The organism is Vibrio sp. 661, from assembly GCF_033339315.1.
Taxonomy (GTDB): domain Bacteria; phylum Pseudomonadota; class Gammaproteobacteria; order Enterobacterales; family Vibrionaceae; genus Vibrio; species Vibrio alginolyticus.
On sequence record NZ_JAWOUJ010000001.1, the window covers coordinates 157,687 to 174,468 of the forward strand.

16 protein-coding genes are annotated in these 16,782 nt (G+C 47.0%); 5 read left to right on the forward strand and 11 right to left on the reverse strand.

The annotated features are described in order from the left end of the window. Positions 1-49 precede the first annotated feature (49 nt). The gene (locus R7P69_RS00760; protein ID WP_005374612.1) at positions 50-736 is read right to left on the reverse strand and encodes a DJ-1/PfpI family protein; all 687 of its coding nucleotides are present in this window, start codon (positions 734-736) and stop codon (positions 50-52) included. Between the two features lie 125 nt (positions 737-861). Here R7P69_RS00760 and R7P69_RS00765 point away from each other — a divergent pair, with 125 nt between their 5' ends. Together R7P69_RS00765 and R7P69_RS00770 are read left to right on the forward strand one after the other, a co-directional pair. Further along, positions 862-1,818: a LysR family transcriptional regulator gene (locus tag R7P69_RS00765; RefSeq protein WP_005374613.1), complete on the forward strand. Its 957-nt coding sequence runs from the start codon at positions 862-864 to the stop codon at positions 1,816-1,818. Positions 1,819-1,945: 127 nt separating this feature from the next. After that, the gene (locus R7P69_RS00770) at positions 1,946-2,485 is read left to right on the forward strand and encodes a CAP domain-containing protein (RefSeq protein WP_031778865.1); all 540 of its coding nucleotides are present in this window, start codon (positions 1,946-1,948) and stop codon (positions 2,483-2,485) included. Positions 2,486-2,564: 79 nt separating this feature from the next. Here R7P69_RS00770 and R7P69_RS00775 read toward each other — a convergent pair whose 3' ends face one another. From R7P69_RS00775 to R7P69_RS00790, 4 genes are all read right to left on the reverse strand, one after another. After that, a complete protein-coding gene (locus tag R7P69_RS00775; RefSeq protein ID WP_005374615.1) occupies positions 2,565-2,984 on the reverse strand; it encodes a VOC family protein in 420 nt (139 codons plus the stop codon). 919 nt (positions 2,985-3,903) lie between these two features. Beyond that, on the reverse strand, positions 3,904-5,472 hold the full coding sequence (gene ahpF, locus R7P69_RS00780) for an alkyl hydroperoxide reductase subunit F (protein ID WP_238952382.1): 1,569 nt from the start codon (positions 5,470-5,472) through the stop codon (positions 3,904-3,906). A gap of 335 nt (positions 5,473-5,807) precedes the next feature. Beyond that, entirely contained in the window at positions 5,808-6,365 is a 558-nt protein-coding gene (gene ahpC / locus R7P69_RS00785; protein ID WP_005374632.1) for an alkyl hydroperoxide reductase subunit C, read from the reverse strand. A 305-nt stretch (positions 6,366-6,670) separates the two neighbouring features. Continuing rightward, a complete protein-coding gene (locus R7P69_RS00790) occupies positions 6,671-7,129 on the reverse strand; it encodes a MarR family winged helix-turn-helix transcriptional regulator (protein ID WP_005383518.1) in 459 nt (152 codons plus the stop codon). Between the two features lie 137 nt (positions 7,130-7,266). Between R7P69_RS00790 and R7P69_RS00795 the strand changes: the two genes are divergently transcribed. Continuing rightward, positions 7,267-7,689, forward strand: a complete 423-nt coding sequence (locus tag R7P69_RS00795; protein WP_042600226.1) for an organic hydroperoxide resistance protein — start codon at positions 7,267-7,269, stop codon at positions 7,687-7,689. A gap of 77 nt (positions 7,690-7,766) precedes the next feature. Here R7P69_RS00795 and R7P69_RS00800 read toward each other — a convergent pair whose 3' ends face one another. Together R7P69_RS00800 and R7P69_RS00805 are read right to left on the reverse strand one after the other, a co-directional pair. After that, positions 7,767-8,864 (reverse strand): YdcF family protein, encoded by a 1,098-nt coding sequence (locus R7P69_RS00800; protein ID WP_042600224.1) that lies wholly within the window; start codon positions 8,862-8,864, stop codon positions 7,767-7,769. A gap of 298 nt (positions 8,865-9,162) precedes the next feature. Next, the gene (locus R7P69_RS00805; protein WP_203345538.1) at positions 9,163-10,062 is read right to left on the reverse strand and encodes a GyrI-like domain-containing protein; all 900 of its coding nucleotides are present in this window, start codon (positions 10,060-10,062) and stop codon (positions 9,163-9,165) included. A gap of 184 nt (positions 10,063-10,246) precedes the next feature. On the opposite strand from R7P69_RS00805, the gene R7P69_RS00810 reads away from it, so the two are divergent. Both R7P69_RS00810 and R7P69_RS00815 read left to right on the forward strand, forming a co-directional pair. Then, the gene (locus tag R7P69_RS00810) at positions 10,247-11,110 is read left to right on the forward strand and encodes a helix-turn-helix domain-containing protein (RefSeq protein WP_203345539.1); all 864 of its coding nucleotides are present in this window, start codon (positions 10,247-10,249) and stop codon (positions 11,108-11,110) included. Between the two features lie 91 nt (positions 11,111-11,201). Continuing rightward, positions 11,202-11,789, forward strand: a complete 588-nt coding sequence (locus R7P69_RS00815; protein WP_238952383.1) for a GNAT family N-acetyltransferase — start codon at positions 11,202-11,204, stop codon at positions 11,787-11,789. A gap of 96 nt (positions 11,790-11,885) precedes the next feature. Here the strand turns inward: R7P69_RS00815 and R7P69_RS00820 are convergent, their stop codons facing one another. The 4 genes from R7P69_RS00820 to R7P69_RS00835 form a co-directional block, all read right to left on the reverse strand. Next, entirely contained in the window at positions 11,886-12,152 is a 267-nt protein-coding gene (locus R7P69_RS00820; RefSeq protein WP_004746427.1) for a DUF2999 family protein, read from the reverse strand. A gap of 103 nt (positions 12,153-12,255) precedes the next feature. Then, positions 12,256-13,365: a lipocalin-like domain-containing protein gene (locus tag R7P69_RS00825; protein ID WP_170889923.1), complete on the reverse strand. Its 1,110-nt coding sequence runs from the start codon at positions 13,363-13,365 to the stop codon at positions 12,256-12,258. Next, positions 13,365-15,875, reverse strand: coding sequence for an ABC transporter permease (locus R7P69_RS00830; protein ID WP_238952384.1), 2,511 nt, complete (start codon positions 15,873-15,875; stop codon positions 13,365-13,367). Before R7P69_RS00830 ends, R7P69_RS00825 begins: the two co-directional genes overlap by 1 nt. Further along, positions 15,862-16,572, reverse strand: a complete 711-nt coding sequence (locus R7P69_RS00835; RefSeq protein ID WP_054576548.1) for an ABC transporter ATP-binding protein — start codon at positions 16,570-16,572, stop codon at positions 15,862-15,864. The genes R7P69_RS00830 and R7P69_RS00835 overlap by 14 nt, the downstream gene beginning before the upstream one ends. Positions 16,573-16,782 lie beyond the last annotated feature (210 nt).

Here is a 16,782-nt window from a genome sequence, read left to right on the forward strand (position 1 = left end):
GTTAACCTTCGAAATATCGAAGGGTGGCTCTGATTTCTTTCTTACACGCTTAAAATGGTTGGTTGGAAAAACGTGAGTACTGGATGGCATCTGCGACTTCCTGAGCTTTAGACTCTGAAGTCATAAGGTGAAGTAGCTTAAGAGCAGCTTGATAGCTAACTAGGCTACCGTTCGAAGTGATAACGCCATCATCAATGACAAAATTCTGGTCGACTTGTACTTTGACTGCTGGGTAATCTCTTTGAAAGCCGTTTTCACCTCCGGCCCAAGTTGTTGCTTTTTTGCCGTTTAAAAGGCCAGCTTCGGCTAACAAATACGCGCCAGAGCAATTACTTGCCATCCAATCTGCCGCCTTTGAGGTAGTTTTAATAAAGTGAATGAGATCTTTATTTTCGATTAGTGCATCCATGTCATAGCTGGATGTTAAAACCAGTACGTCGAGTTCCGGCAGATCACCAATCCAAGCATCCACACCAATTTTTAATCCTTCTTCAGTGGTGATGGTTTTCTGATCGGAGACGGAAATGGTGAGCACGTCATAATCACTAAACCAAGTGAGACGACTTGCGACGCCAAAAACCTCTAAAGGCGCAGTAACATCAGAGGTCAGTACGCCATCGTAAACCAGAATACCAATTCGTTTATCTGCGGCATGTGCTGTTTGAAGCACCCCAAAGAATAGGACTAGTGTCGCTATCAATAGTTGTAGTGCATTCTTCAATCCGTTTTTACCCATGGTTTTTCCTCGCTAACAGAGCATCAAGTTATTGAGGTTCATTATATTTAGGCTAATTAGTGATTGAAGAGCCACTTGGTCTTTACTAAAGTGAATAAAATTCATGAATAGAGTTCATTGGTTATATGGATAAGATACGGTCCCTACGATTTTTTATTGCCACTTTAGATGGCGGTAGTTTTGCTGCGGCTGCCAAAGTGTATGGCACTGACCCTTCGACCGTGAGCAAAGCCATACATCGTCTTGAAAGCGATTTGGGTATACAGCTTTTTCAACGTTCTACGCGACAGAGCCGCCTGACAGAAGCTGGTCGTCGGTACGCAAATACTGCTAGGTTTGTACTGGAGGAGCTGGCGGCATGTGAGGATTCATTAAAAAGTCACAATGATGCGCTTTCAGGGCAGCTTAAGATTAATGTGCCAGTCTCGTACGGTCGCCTCTATATTCGTCCTTTATTAAAAGAGTTTTGTCGCCGCTACCCTAACATCACTATCGATATTCATTACGATGACGCCTACGTTGATATTATTGAGCAAGGTATTGATGTGTCGATTCGCTCTGGTGTCGTTCACGATAGTCAATTGATTGTGCGTCAGCTCAGCCCTATCGATTTTATTATTTGTGCCAGTCAGGATTACTTAGCGCGCCATGGTGTTCCGAGTGGCTCGGATGTATTCAATGACCATTCTTGGGTTCGTTTTCGTTTTAAACAAACGGGGAAACTGTTGCCGATTCGGATGCCAGAACCAGACGGTGCGAGTGAATATGACCCCGAAAGAAACTACATTGTAAATGACGGTGAATCCATGGCAGAGCTTTGCGCAGAAGGCTTAGGATTAACTCAGATCCCTCATTTTATCGCGAGAGACTGGCTTAAAGCGGGGCGTTTAGTGCCGATATTTCCGAGCATGCGCCAAGCAGGAAATGGCGTGTATCTTCTCTATGCCAACCGGGAATATGTGCCTGCCCGAGTGAGGGTGTTCATCGATTTTATCACTCAAGCAATACAGGATATGGATGAAACGCCATTCCATACTTGGGCTGAAACGTTGCCGATTTATCGACCGAACCAAGGCGATTGAAAACTTCATGTGAGTCTTTGGTTAAAAAACCCTAAGCTATATGGTGCTTTTATTGGTTTTTGTTAGTTTATTGGGCGTTATTATCGAAAAGCGCAGTTTGCTCTTCGTCACTCATAAAGGAAAGACAATGCCAACTAAGATCTTAGTGCCTGCTTTGGCCCTACTTCTCAGCGCATGTGGCGGCGATGGGGAGTCGTCAGCCCCAGCAGAAAGCGGCTCACAAAACACAGGTTCCACATCGTCACAAGGCACATTTGCCGAGCAGATGCTTGCAGCGGTCAACAGCGCCCGCTCTACTACACAACAGTGTGGCGCAACCACCATGCCACCTGTTGGGGCCCTGACTTGGAGCTACGATTTGGAAAGCGCCGCTTATCGACATTCAAGCGATATGGCGAACAGCGATTTCATGAGCCACACAGGCTCTGATAGCAGCAAAATGTCAGATCGAGTTAACGCAACGGGCTATGCTTGGAGCGCCATTGGTGAGAATGTCGCAGTAGGGCAAAGCAGCATTAACGCCGTCGTTAATGCTTGGTTATCGAGTGAAGGCCACTGCCTTAATATCATGAGTGCGGATTTTGATCAGATGGGCGCGTCGCTTGTCGAAAATCACTCTGCACGCTACGGGTATTACTGGACTCAGGTTTTTGCCAAACAGCGCTAATGCGATAAAGAAGCCCGATAGATAAAAAATAAAACGCCAGCAGTCACTATCTGCTGGCGTTTTATTATTTACATCTCTTTTAGCTTGTCAGGTTACGAAGTTTTGGGTCATCCGCCAGGTATTCAACAAATTCAATCTCAAAACCGGCAGGGTCAACAAAATACACATTCTTGCGGTATGGTTCATCAGCACCAGGTTGGGCAATCGGATAACCTGCATCGGTTAGTCTTTTGATGATTGCATCGACGTTGTTGGTCACATAAGCAAAATGCGCTAGCCCAACTTGGTGCCCGCTCAACTCGCGGTTTTCTCCTTCGCCATGGTCACTCATGGCTATGTATTGATACTCGTCGCCAAAATGTAGCCAGTTTCTTGGCTTGCCACTCCATTCGCCTTTACCTTCATCACGCACGTACCAATGTGGAAATGCAGTTTGGTAAAACTTCAGCATTTCAGGGATATCTTTCACGACTAAGTTAATATGTTCTAGTTGGATCATGATGTGCTCCTTTTTGTCATTTTCTAGCCAACGATGAATATGCTAAAACCTCAAGTAAAGTTGAGGTAAAGGGCTTTTTTAAAATTTTTTAGGGTTGATATCTTTGGATCTGGATACATTGAGAGATTCGGTGGGTTTGGTGCTTTGAATCTGAGAGCTGGGTTAGGGGCTTGCAACCTTGTCTCACCTTTTGTTTGTTCGTGTTCTTGCTAATCATTTTCGATCGAGTTTGTGGTGAGTAGATTCCCAGCCTCACCTAGGTTCGCGGGAATGACGGAAAGAGAGTGCTAAACGAAGAGCGTCATTCTGAAAGAGCCTAAGCGAGTATTCAGAATCTACTTTCAGTGTGTTGTTATGTTGCGTTGTGAATTGAACTATCCGCGAGCACAGAACCAGTTCCTCCCTTTTGAGCTCTGCGTGTTGAGAGCTTCGGAGTTTGATACAAGGGGAGGTTAGGTGGGGTTGCTGGTTGAATGTTGGGTAAGGTGCTTGCAACCTTGTTTCACCTTTTGTTTGTTCGTGCTACTCATTTTCGATCGAGTTTACGGTGAGTAGATTCCGAGTCTCACCTAGGTTCGCGGGAATGACGGAAAGAGAGCTAAACGAGCAGCGTCATTCTGAAGGAGCCTAAGCGAGTATTCAGTATCTATTCGCAGCGCGTTGTGATGCTGGTGGAGTGAACTGAATTATCCGTGATTGTAGAGCCATTCCCTCCAGTTTGAACTCGGAGCGCTGAGGGATTTGTTTACACCTCTCCCCAAACAAAAAAAGCCAGCAGTTAATACCTGCTGGCAAAGTCTTTGGGCTTCTAGGTTTTTTTGATTTTATTTCTTGTTACTCATCGCTGTCACGGTGCCCCGATTGGTTTTCCGGGGAAGAAAACACAGCACCGTGCGCTTTGTGCTCAAGAAATTGGAGATTAACCTTGCTTACGGATTAGGTAGTCAAATGCGCCTAAGCTTGCTTTTGCACCTTCACCCATCGCAATGATGATCTGTTTGTAAGGAACGGTTGTTGCGTCACCGGCTGCGAACACACCTTCTAGGCTCGTATCGCCACGACTACCGACCTCGATTTCGCCGCGCTCAGATAGCGCTACTTCTGAATCTTTTAGCCATTCTGTGTTTGGTACTAGACCGATTTGAACAAAGATACCTGACAGTTCAATCTCTTTGATCTCATCTGTGTTGCGATCTTTGTACTTCAAGCTTGTTACGCGAGTACCGTCACCCACTACTTCTGTTGTTTGCGCCATCGTGATGATGTCTACGTTTGGTAGTGAGTTCGCTTTGTCGATAAGCACTTGGTCTGCACGAAGTACGTCTGCAAATTCAAGAACCGTTACATGTTCTACAATACCAGCAAGGTCGATAGCAGCTTCGATGCCTGAGTTACCACCACCGATAACTGCGGTTTTCTTGCCTTTGAACAGTGGGCCGTCACAGTGTGGGCAGTACGCGACACCTTTGTTGCGGTACTCTTGCTCACCCGGAACGTTCATTTCACGCCAGCGTGCACCAGGGCTTAAGATGACACTCTTACTCTTCAGCGTTGCGCCGCTTTCAAGTTGGATGTGAATCAAACCATCTTCTGTATGTGCTGCGCCCATTAGCTTCTCAGCTTGTTGCTCAGTCACGACGTCTACGTCGTATTCTTTTAGGTGTTCTGCTAGGTCAGTTGCTAGTTTTGGACCTTCAGTACGTTTTACCGAAATGAAGTTCTCGATTGCCATGGTGTCCATAACCTGACCACCAAAACGCTTAGCAACAACGCCAGTACGAATACCTTTACGAGCAGCGTATAGTGCAGCTGCGCTACCACCAGGACCACCGCCGACAACAAGCACGTCGTATGGGTCTTTTTCGCTCAGTGCTTTCGCCGCTTTCTCGCTCGCGCCGTCATCCACTTTGTTTAGGATTTCAGTCAGAGACATACGGCCTTGACCGAATAGCTCACCGTTCACGAATACACTTGGTACTGCCATGATGTCGCGTTGTTTCACTTCATCTTGGAACAAACCACCGTCGATCATGGTTGCTTTTACTTTCGGGTTGATCGCCGCCATCATGTTGAACGCTTGAACCACGTCCGGACAGTTTTGACACGACAATGAAATGAAGATTTCTACGTCTAGATCTTTGTCTAGTGCTGCGATTTGCTCAATCACTTCTGGTTCTAGTTTGATTGGGTGACCGCCAGAATGAAGCAGTGCCAATACTAGAGAGGTAAATTCGTGACCCATTGGCAAGCCTGCAAAGCGTAGTGCTGTGCCTTTTGCTGGGCTAGTTACCGCCATCACTGGTTTACGTGCGCTTGCGTTGTCGTCACGTTCAACGGTGATTAGGTCGCTCATCTCTGCGATTTGGTTCGCTAGAGACAAAATGTCATTCGATGCTTTGCTTTCATCTAGACTAACCACTAAACGAACTTCTTCTTTTACATTAGCCAGATATTGTTTGAGTTGTTGTTGGATCGCTTGGTCTAACATAGTTGTTACTACCTTAATTAAATAGTTACCAATCAAAACAAGTATTTGTTCATTCTTGCTAGCTAAAATCGTTGATAACTGCGTTATAGATTTTGTAGTTAGAGTAACTAGCTATCGAAAATCTATGCCTGGTTCTAAACGATTTTTTCTACGCAATTACTGCACACCTACTTATTCAGATAGGTAATAAAAAGTGGTTACTGTAGATAAAACCTGAGGGGGAGAGAGCAAATCAGGCAGAAGGTCGTCAAGGTATCTAACCTGAAGTGCTCTCTAATTCAGTTCTAATCAGAAAAAGGAAATCGGGAACTGATTAGAACTTAAATTTCAGTGGCTTAGATTTTGCCAACTAGGTCTAGTGATGGAGCTAGAGTCTCTTCACCTTCTTTCCATTTAGCTGGGCAAACTTCGCCTGGGTGTGCTGCTACGTATTGAGCTGCTTTCACTTTGCGTAGTAGGTCTTCTGCGTCACGACCGATACCTTCAGCAGTGATTTCCATTGCTTGGATAGTACCTTCTGGGTCGATTAGGAACGTTGCACGGTCTGCAAGACCTTGACCTTCACGCATCACACCGAAGTTGTTTGTGATGTTGCCTGTTTGGTCGCCAAGCATGTAGTACTGAATCTTACCGATTGTGTCTGAGCTGTCGTGCCATGCTTTGTGAGTGAAGTGTGTGTCAGTTGATACTGAGTAAACTTCTACGCCACGTTTTTGTAGCTCTTCGTAGTGGTCTGCTAGGTCGCCCAGTTCTGTTGGACATACAAACGTAAAGTCTGCTGGGTAGAAGAAGAATACTGCCCATTTACCTAGAACGTCTTGTTCTGTTACTTCAACGAATTCGCCGTTTTTGTACGCTGTAGCTGCAAATGGTTTGATTTGAGTATTAATCATAATTTACTTTCCTTTGAATGTTTTAAGCTGAGCTGTTGTTGCTTTCGGAAAGTATATTCTCATCGGAGTGTGTTTAAGGAAAATCGCTTGTAACTATCCTATTGATAGCCATTTCCTATTTCACTTGATAGGGAAATCCGATGTAAGTGAGTTTGCTTTGATAGGTTTTATTGAAGATTAAGGCAGAGTAGCAATAGAGAATACCAATGATTACTTTGAGTAGATCTTCTAGCTAAGATCGAAAGAGCCTGCATCTCGGCAGGCTCTTTCTAATAGGAAGTGTGGAAGCGGATGCTTCTATCTTGTTAGCTCAGATTGTCGAGCACTTTGCCACACAACTTCTTCAGCATGATCATTTCATCTAGCTCTAAGGTGATTTTGCACATCATAGCGTTTGGCACTGACTTAGCTTGTTCTTTAAGGTCACGACCTTGCTCGGTGAGGTTGAGTACGCGGACGCGCTCATCGGTTTCACTTCGGCCGCGCTCTACATAGCCTTTTGCTTCTAAGCGTTTAAGCAGCGGCGTGAGTGTGCCTGAGTCCAAATGCAGTTGAGACCCCAACTCTTTCACGCTGGCACCATCTTTCTCCCACAACACCATCATCACTAAGTACTGCGAATAAGTCAGATCAAGCTCGTCCAGCAACGGGCGGTATGCTCGGATCACTGCATTTGCTGCGCTGTAGAGCGGGAAGCAAACTTGGTTTTCGAGTAAGAGTTTATCGTCGTCGGTCATGGTGTTGTCGGTGTAACACTGGCTCATTGGTGTTGCCTACCTGCTTGCAGAGAAAGAGAGTTATAAAATAAATTGTGCACAATATAGTTGCAAACGATCTTTACTTCGATATAAGATTGCAAGCAATTAAATTGCGTACAACTTAAATTAAGAAGGACACTCGCATGACTACTCTATACAAAACTCAAGCTACCGCTTTGGCTGGTCGTAATGGTCAAGTAAAAACTGATGACGGTCTTCTCGATCTAGAGCTGTCATACCCGAAGGAAATGGGCGGCACAGGCGCAGCAACTAACCCAGAACAGCTTTTTGCAGCGGGCTATTCGGCGTGTTTTTCTAACGCGATTTTGCACGTAGCACGTGAAGGTAAAGTAAATCTGAAAAGTGCACCCGTAACAGCGCAAGTGGGCATCGGTCCTAACGATAACGGCGGCTTTGCACTGACAGTGAGCCTAGCGGTAGAGCTAGACATGCCACAAGAGCAAGCGCTAGAGCTAACGCGCATTGCACACCAAGTTTGCCCATACTCAAACGCAGTTCGTGGCAACATTGATGTGGCAGTAACGGTAAACGGCGAAGCGATTTAAGCGGTTCTTATCACTGCACAAAGACAAGAAAGCCTGCAAGTACGCAGGCTTTTTTGATTGGTATGAGTCGAGAATACTTAACGCGACTCTAGCGGGTAAGAGCGGTAGCTCCACATGCCGTAAGTACGCAGTGCATCGCGGTAGATACCAAGCAGTTCGCTATCGCTGGCTTTGGCTAAGTCTTTCAGTGGCTTGTCTGGGTAGCTTACGGTGTCGAAAGTGATGCCTTGCGGACCAGTTTGCCAGCTTGCGATTTCAAACAAGGTTTGACCACGGCGCACATGGCTCGCTGAGCTTATGATGGTTGCGTGCTTGATGTTATGACGCGCCAATGCGTAGCTGCTGAATAGGGCGTTACCTACCGTGCTGGTGGCGTAGTTTTCTTCAATGATGCGATCTTTGCTGATGCCTTTTTCGATCAGCCAATCCGCCATTAATTTGCCTTCAGTTTTGTGGTTCTTCGGTACGCCTCCCGTCAATACGATCAATGCGTCTGGATTTGCTTTCGCCATTGCTAACGTGGTTTCCAAACGCTCAACTAAGATCTGGTGCATAGAACCATCTGGGTTCAGCGCGTATCCCAGCGTGACGATTGCGCCTTTGTCATCCAGTTTGCCTTTGTCGGCTTTCTCTTTTAATGGAGTCGCAAGTACGCGGTCTACGGTGTCGAAGATGCGTTGGATGTCTGCGGCTTTACCTGCATTGAGCTTCGTGAGCGTCGCCATGTGTTTCGCTGATTCCGCTTGGTTGCCCTCAAAGCGTTGCCATACCGCTAAGTAAGCGTGCAAATCCACATCGTCTGGTGCGACAGAAAGGGCTTGTTCAAACAGTTCAATCGCGCGGTCTGCATTCTTGTTGTAGATCTGCGCGTTTGCTGCAGATATCAGTAGGTCAGTGCGGTACGGCTCAAGTTTGTATGCTTCTAGTAAGCGGTCGGTAACAATCTCCATGTTGCTCGGCATTTTGGCGGTAAAACCCGCATGCGAGATACGCGCAGGGGATTTGAATGCTTGTACTGCGTCGTTGAGAAGTTGGTCGACAACCTGGCGTTTAGTGACGATCTGTGAGTAATCGGCGGAAGATTGGACAGCAGCATCGTTAGCCGCGATAGAGTATGGGGCAGCAGTCAGCGCAATCACGCTACCAAGAGCAATGGCAAGTAAGTTCTTCTTCATGGAATGTCCTAGAGGTGCTGTAGTACCTAGTTTTTATTGTGCCTAGCGTTGTAGGTCGAAAGGGGTCGATGGAGTTTTTTCAGTCTAGGTTCGCTTCATGAATAATCTGTGAAATGAATCCCAACTCAGCCGAGCGAATGAATGCGCGTGCTCAAAACGCGAAGTAGGATCACGAAAATACTGAGGTATTCATTCGTGTTCTAAGTAGTTGGATTAAAAGATAAACAGCGTTTGGAAGAACGGACTTAATCAACCAGAGTAAGAAATGAAAAAGCCTGCAACGATGCAGGCTTTTGGTTTATTTGATGGCAGTGCAGAAGCTAACGTCTGCATGATGCGTTTGTGGGTCGAAGCTGTGGTAAAGCTCAAAGCAAGGGCGGTCGTCGTTCTCAATACCGGATTCAATCACTTTGCTCATGACATCATCCCATGCTTTTGAGTATTGACTCGGGTCAGTAATGTGCTGGCGCATCACTGCATACTGACCTCCAGGAAAGTCTTGCAGCTCAATGCCTTTCGGAACTTCGGTGTCTTCTGGCACCATCAAGCAGATATCAGTGCGACACTTCTCGTCTGGCGTGATTTCAGGATTGTCATGGTAGATGAAGATGCAGGTATTGCCTGCCAAACCTTTCATTCCTGCCCATTGATACAGGCGACCTGATGGCTCTTCATAGCCTTGGCCGTAAGGGCCGTTTACACGAATGTAAGCCAGTTTTGCTTTTTCAAAGTTTTGCGTTTCCATTGTCGTGCTCCATTTGGTGAGTTCAGAGCTAGTATATGAATCGCTTGGTGTTACTTCGTTTCCATTCTTGCGCAACGTGTGTCCAATCTTGCTGTTTCGTGCTAATTCAGAAAACTGCTGGTAGTTTTCGCAGTCACGAAAGGCTGTAGGTGTGACGCCATAATGTTGTTTGAAGGCTTTGGCTAAACTCTGTGAGCTGGAAAATCCGTACTCTAGGGCAATGTTCAATACCGGTTGTTTGGATTTGAATAAGTCATCGGCGGCGGCTTCTAGACGTAAACGTCGAATGAAGTCGGCCAGTGTTTCGCCTTGCACGGCTTTGAAGGTGCGATGAAAGTGATAAGGGGAAAGGTTCGCCAGCGCGGCCACTTCTGGCAGGTTGAGTGGTTCATTAAAGTGTTGTTCTAAAAAGCGAATCACAGGAACCAGTCGTTGGTGGTAGTCGACGCGCATCGGGGTATTTCCTTGTTCTGTTCAGCTTGTATTCTCTGCTCAAAGCCTACCGCAATCCAACAAGCTTGCAAGGGAGCAGGGTGAGAAATGCGTGGCGAGATGAGCGTCAATCAGTCACACTCAACGAACAGATGTTTAAGCAAAAACGTTGCGCTCATTATCTTTACTAACCGCTAGGACAATCATGATAGCTTGGAAACAGTCTCTGCCAGAGTACGAATGGCTCATTCATCAAATTTGGTACTTGGAAGTGCCAGAGGGTGAAGTCATTGACCCCAAGCCGCACCTTATTCCAAACCCGCGTGCTCATTTACTCTTTACGCCACCAGAGCAAGGCTACAGCTACGACACGGGAGACACAAAGCTTGCTGGCAAAGGCTGCCACTTATTAACGGCTAACGAACACTTGCTGTTGTTGGAAGATACGGCTCCTATCAAGCGTATCGGCATCACCTTTCGCCCAGAGGGTTTGTATGCCATTGAATCACGGTTTAGTGATGCACCCCAAGTAGCTGCAATTAACCAATGCGAATGGTTTGATTGGCTCAACACGGCGTTTGATGTGCGCTTTCAACAAGGGTTATGGCAGCTAGAGTTGCAAGATTCACCGCAATGTTTGCTGGACTATATCAAGCGACATTTAGATGCGTTAGATATCGAACCTTACCGCACCAAACCGTTTTTGGCATCGAAAAAAGCGGTGTCCGTGATGGACGCTCAAGCACTACTCTCACCTGAGCTAGCGATGGATATTGATGAGATAGCCAAACAGTGCGCCTGTTCTCGCAGAACGCTTGAGCGCAGTTTCAAACAAGTGGTGGGGTTGAGCGTTAAGCAGTATCAACAAATGGCGCGTCTGGAGCAGATGATTTTGACTCTCTACAAGCAACAAGAAGCAATTGATTGGGCGAGTTTCTCCCAGCAATTTGGTTTCAGTGACCAATCGCATTTGATTCGTACCCTCAAACAGCAGCTAAGAAAAACGCCAAGCAAATACTTGAAAAAGCGCGACTTAACCATCGATATCTATGGCGATTTTGAGTCGTAATACATTGCTAATCAGCCCGAAAGTTGTCGCAAAAATCCAATTTTTCTCTTATCCGCTGGGCTACTATTTTCAGCAGATAACGAGGTAACACATGTCATATCAAAAACTAAAACAAGGCGAAGCCATCCCATTTAACGAATCGTTGACTATCCAACTGATTCAAGGCTCTGATCTACAAGATATTATCGAGATGCTGAACGACGATAAGGTCAATCAGTATCTGTTCTTCGCACCTGCTGATAACAGCCTATATGAGGGTTTCTTTGGCCCTATTATCGAAAATACGGCACAAGCGATCAAAGACGGTGTCTGGCCAGATAGCCCAACATTCGTGATTCGTGACCAGCAAGGTCAGTACATGGGAATGTGTGCGGTGACCGCAGTGATGTTCTTAACTGGCAACTACGAAGTAGGTTATCAATTACCAACTTGTGCATGGGGTAAAGGCGTTGCGACTCGCGCTTGCCAAATGATGACCGAGATTGGATTTACTGAGCTAAACGCCCATAAAGTCAGTGCGGATTGCTACGCTTCTAATGTTGGATCTTACAAGACTTTAGAGAAAAATGGTTTTACTCAAGAAGGCCGTCAGAAAGACTACTACAAACTAGAGCAAGGCTTTGACGACAAGCTTTACTACGGTATGACCGCAGAACAATTCGCGTCTTTAAATCGCTGATAATTAGCCGACAAAAAAGTAGCGAACAAAAAAGGCCGTTAACCCACATGTTCGGGTTAACGGTCTTTTCTATATTCAGCGCTAAATGGCTAAGACTTAGTTGCCTTGGTTTTGGCTTTGAAGCTTCTCTTTTGCTTCTTCAACCTTTGAGAAATCCAATCCCAACTCGTCTACGGCTTCTTTAATTAGCGCAGGGTTTTGCATCACTTGCGCCATCAGCATTTGTAGCTTGTCTTGTGGCAAACCTAGTTGGCTGATTGTTGCCATTGCCGCTAGAGGGTTTTGCGTCAGAGTCTGAAAAATCTCGTTGATTTGCTCATCGCTGATGTTGTTCTCTTTTAGCAGCGCAATAATCGGGTTCATCGCATTTCCTTTTAATCATTCATTGGATGACACTGAGGTGCAGTGTATCACTCGGTTACCTGTGTTTGTACTAGCTGAATAATTGGGGTAATCACTCAACTTTTCAATACCCCGTTAGTTCCATATAACCTGTCCCAGAATGAGAGCCCTTAATGCGCACAGGGCCTTCCCAATAAGGCACTGAAAGGGGCATTTTCGCGTTCGGGTTGAGTGCAGAAACGGTTAGCTCGATTTGCTGCTTAGGAATCGACACTTGCCACTGGGTTGGATACTTTCGCCCTTGGATTTCTGTTTGCTTAGTCGCCTCTAGCTGAATGTCTTTCTGTGGGATAGCAATGCCAGAACCATCTTGCTGCATCAGCCTTGCGCTGGAGTAACTGGCTGCTCCGGTTTTGGAATCCCGCAATTGGAACACCACCAAGCTAGTGTCGTCACTCAACCTTAGGGCAAACCAGTCCCAGCCTTGTTGTGAGTCGAGTAAGAATTGCGAGCTCCACTCTCGGTCTATCCAACCTTTGCCGGATACTTGATGGGTTTCGCCGTCGATCGTGACTTCACCGGACACATCAATAAACGGTTGGCTGTAGTAATACGAAGCCACCTGACCATCGCCACTTTTGGTACTGTAACCTTGCTCGCCTTGCTTTTGATAAGGCGCAGTGCTGGTAAGCGTCAGCGAATAGCCAAACTGTTCGGAGTTCGCCTTCAATGTGGCAGGGAAGAGATCTGTGGTTGAAGAAGACCACTGCCAATCATCGAGGTAAACCCTAATTGGTGAAGAATCAACGCCTGCGAGAGAGGCTTGATCGCGCGACCATTTTTCATCGGCGTAGTGTTTGTCCGCGGTCGTGACTGCGCTGTGCGCCATGTAGATTTGTTGCGTTTGCCACTCGGTTTTCTTCACGTCATCTTCGCCAGTTGGCGGCGCAGCAGCAAAGCGAAATTGTGTCCACTGGACGCCAAGTGGGTTGCCATCTTCATCAATTAAGTTAGCGGTTAAGTACCACCATTCATGACGAAAATTCGGGTGCGCTTGATGGTCTGCCGGGAAGGTGAGTTCATTCCCTTTTTCTACGGGGGTGAATAGGTTGCTCTCGCTTTGCGTATATCCACTGCCCAGCAACGTGCCCATATTTTGTTGTTGGGGATCTTCACAACCGAACAGGAATAAGCTGCTTATGAGTAGAGTAAGTTTGCTTGCCAATCGAACCATCACAACACCTCGCTTTGCAAACTGGATACGACAGGCTTACTGACCAATCGCCACAGCGGAATCAAGGTTGCGATCACTGCCACTAAGATGGTGATCGCCGCAATGCTGAGGGCGTCACTCCAATTCCACAGATAATTTAAGCTCCAACCAAAAGCGCGTAAGGTGACGATGTCTGTCAGCACGTAACCCACCATGGCTCCGAGGGGCAGGGCGATAACCAGAGTAAAACTGACCAAAGCGACGATCTGTCCGACCACCATGGTCATTAATTTACGACGACTAACGCCAAGTGCATACAGCCTTGCAATGGCGGCTTTGCGCGCGTCGAGCAACATAAAACAAGCACTGAACAGACCAATTACCGCGACCATCAAAGTTACGCCGTTGAGTGCGCGCGTAATGGCGAAGGTCTGCGAGAAAATATCCAACGCGATGGATTTGATTTGCGCCTGATCGTAGAGCTGACTTGGGTGCAGATTCAATTGCTCGCGCAGTTGCTCGTATACGATTTGTGGGTCACCTGAGACTTTAATGCCGAGGCTTGTTGGCAGGTCGGTAAAGCCGCTCTCTTGCCATAATTTGGGAGCCAATAACACTTCACCATTGGGTGAGCCGTAATCATGGAATATCGCACCCACAAGCAGGTTCTTATTTGGAACGGCATCAAGCGTGAGCTCGCTACCCAGTGATAAACCCAGTTTGACCGCAGTAGGTTCACTGATCGCGACTAACTTACCTTGATAAAAGCGTGACCAGAAGTTTTCCAAGTGCGATTTGAATACCATGGTTTGTTCTAAGGTGTCTTTGTCTTTGGTGCCAAGCAAAATCGGTAAGCCTTGCAGGTTATCGTCGACGTAGTATTGCTTGTAGACGGTCTCAACCTTATCGAACTGCCCTAATGCGCGCTCTACATCAGCGATTTCTCCTTGCGCAGGGCTGACGTAAATATCGGCGTGCAGCCTTTGTTCTAACCACTGTTTAAGGGTGGATTCAAAGCTGCCCACTAAGGTGTTCATCCCCATATTGGCAGTAACGGCGAGTAGCAGTGCCATCATGGCGAGAGAAAGCGGAGAAATCAGCTCGCGCAGCTCAGCAAACAGATACTGCATCAAACCGGAACTGGTGCGTTTTTCACACCAATTGGCTAATACGCTGATTGTTTTGGGTAGATACAAAGGAATCGACACCACAAGCACGCCGAGCCACGCCATGGTAAATCGGTGGTGCTCACTCAGCCATAAACCCGCAAGCGCAAGAATCGTTAACGCAGCACCTATCAAAAACAATTGGTTTTCGTTAGAGGCTTCAGGTGCTTGATAAAATCCGCCATGAGAGGAAAGCGGTTGGCGCACTCGCTGTTTAAAGTGCTGCCAACATGCCAATAGGGTGGCGGCTAACGTGAGCAGCAATGCTTGCGCCCACCATTGCCACTGCCAAGTGCCGGGCAGCAGTGTTGCGCCGTAAAGTTGTTCTAAAGTCAGTGCTACGGTCGGGTGCAGCCAATGGCTGAGCTGTATGCCCAACACAAAACCGAGGGAAGCACCGATGGTAACCAGAATCGTGAGTTCAACTAACAGCGCAGAGAACACAATGCTCGGCGCAACGCCCGCCTGTTGAATCTGCACTAACAGCCGATTGCGTTTCAGCAAGCTGTATTTTACGCCGTTGTAGGCAATGAACAGCCCGACTAAAAAGGCAAGTAAGCTCATTGCGGTGAGGTTGAGGTGAAAGCTGTCGGTCAGCGAACCAAGGTCTGTACTTTGGTTATTGGAAATCCATTGCCCTTGATCGCTAATCAGCTTCTGCCAATTTGCCTGCGTGTCTTTATCCCCTTTATCACCCGAATGGAAAACTGCAATGTAACTGAGCTGCCCTTGTTTATTGAGCAGTTGCTGGGCAAAGCCAATGTCCATCAACATTCGGCTACCTAACTGCCATTCGTCTGGTAGCACCACCACTTGGGTTGGAATGTCATCCAGAGTTAGGGTTTCTACTTCCCCTAAGTTTTGATGTTGAGATTGGCTCATCATCACGATCGGCTTACCGGCCAAAAGCTCAGGTAAAGGTAAAGCACTGTCGAACAAAGACACGTTTTGTTGGTTTTCTGACGAATAGCGCGAACGTGAGGAAATTGCGGCAATCAACTCACTACCTTGCACTGACCAGCGACGCCCTTGTTCGTCTCTCACTCGCCCTTCGATTACAGGTAGTGCTGCACTGAGCCCGTTTTGTCTAAGGGTGAAATAAAGAGACTCGGGCAGATAGTTTTGCCCTGCTGGTGGAATAATTAAGTTCTGAGCTTGTGCGCTAAGCTGCTCGGTAGATTCCGCATAACTTCGTTTGGCATTGAGGTTGATGGCTTGCACCGCAACGAATAAGGTCACAGCCAACACGATACCGATCAGAATCGCGGCGGCTTGCAGTGGCGCCTGCCGATAGTGCGCTGCAAACAGATTCAGGGCGAGTCGAGTATGAGTGAATCTGGTGTTTGATGGCTTAGTTTGCTTCATGGTGAAGCTCATGTTTGTTTACTTGATGGCTGTTCTGTAGCTGACTGTTATCCAATCGCAGCCGTGCTTTCATAAATTCAGCGCATTCATGGCTGTGGGTCACCAAGAGCACGGCGGTATTGCCTTGGGTGGTGATTTCACTGAGCAGTTTCATCACTTCTAACCCTGCTTTTTGGTCAAGGTTACCTGTGGGTTCATCGGCGAGTAGAAGCTTAGGTTTGTGTGCCAATGCACGTGCGATAGCGACTCGTTGCTGTTGACCGCCGGAAAGGGCAGAAACATGTCTGTCGAGAAGTTGGCTGATGCCTAGAGTCTCGACCAAATAATCGCACCAGTCGTTCCATTTCTTTTGATTCAAATGCAGAGGGAAGGCGATGTTTTGCTGCACGTTGAGCGGCGTTAATAGATTGAATTGCTGGAAGATAACACCGAGTTTTTGGTGTCGAAATCGGCTCCATTGTGGGTCTTTCCAAGCCGCCGTGTTATCGCCATCTAACCACAACTCACCATCGGAAAGCGGCTCAAAGCCAGCGATGACATTGAGCAAAGTACTTTTGCCGCTGCCACTTGCGCCCGTCAGCGCAACACTCGCTCCTGTGTTCAACGTGAAGTCGACGCCTTCCAACACGCGATGTGTCTCTTTGCCATCAACAAAGCTTTTGCTGGCGTGTTTGAGTGTGACAAGTGGGCTTTCCATTTCCTCTCCCTGTATTCAAAAGGTGTCGTTTCTTTTGGCAATCACTATTGCAGTTATGTCTCTAGAAACTTTAGACAACAATCAGATAAAAACAGCGATTTACATCGAGTTTAGGGTCTGTTGACCTTTCGAGCTGATTTTTGCAGCGAATTGTTGGGTGTTTGTGCAAGGCAGAAGCTTTGATGTGTAGTTAGCCTACATGAAAAAGCT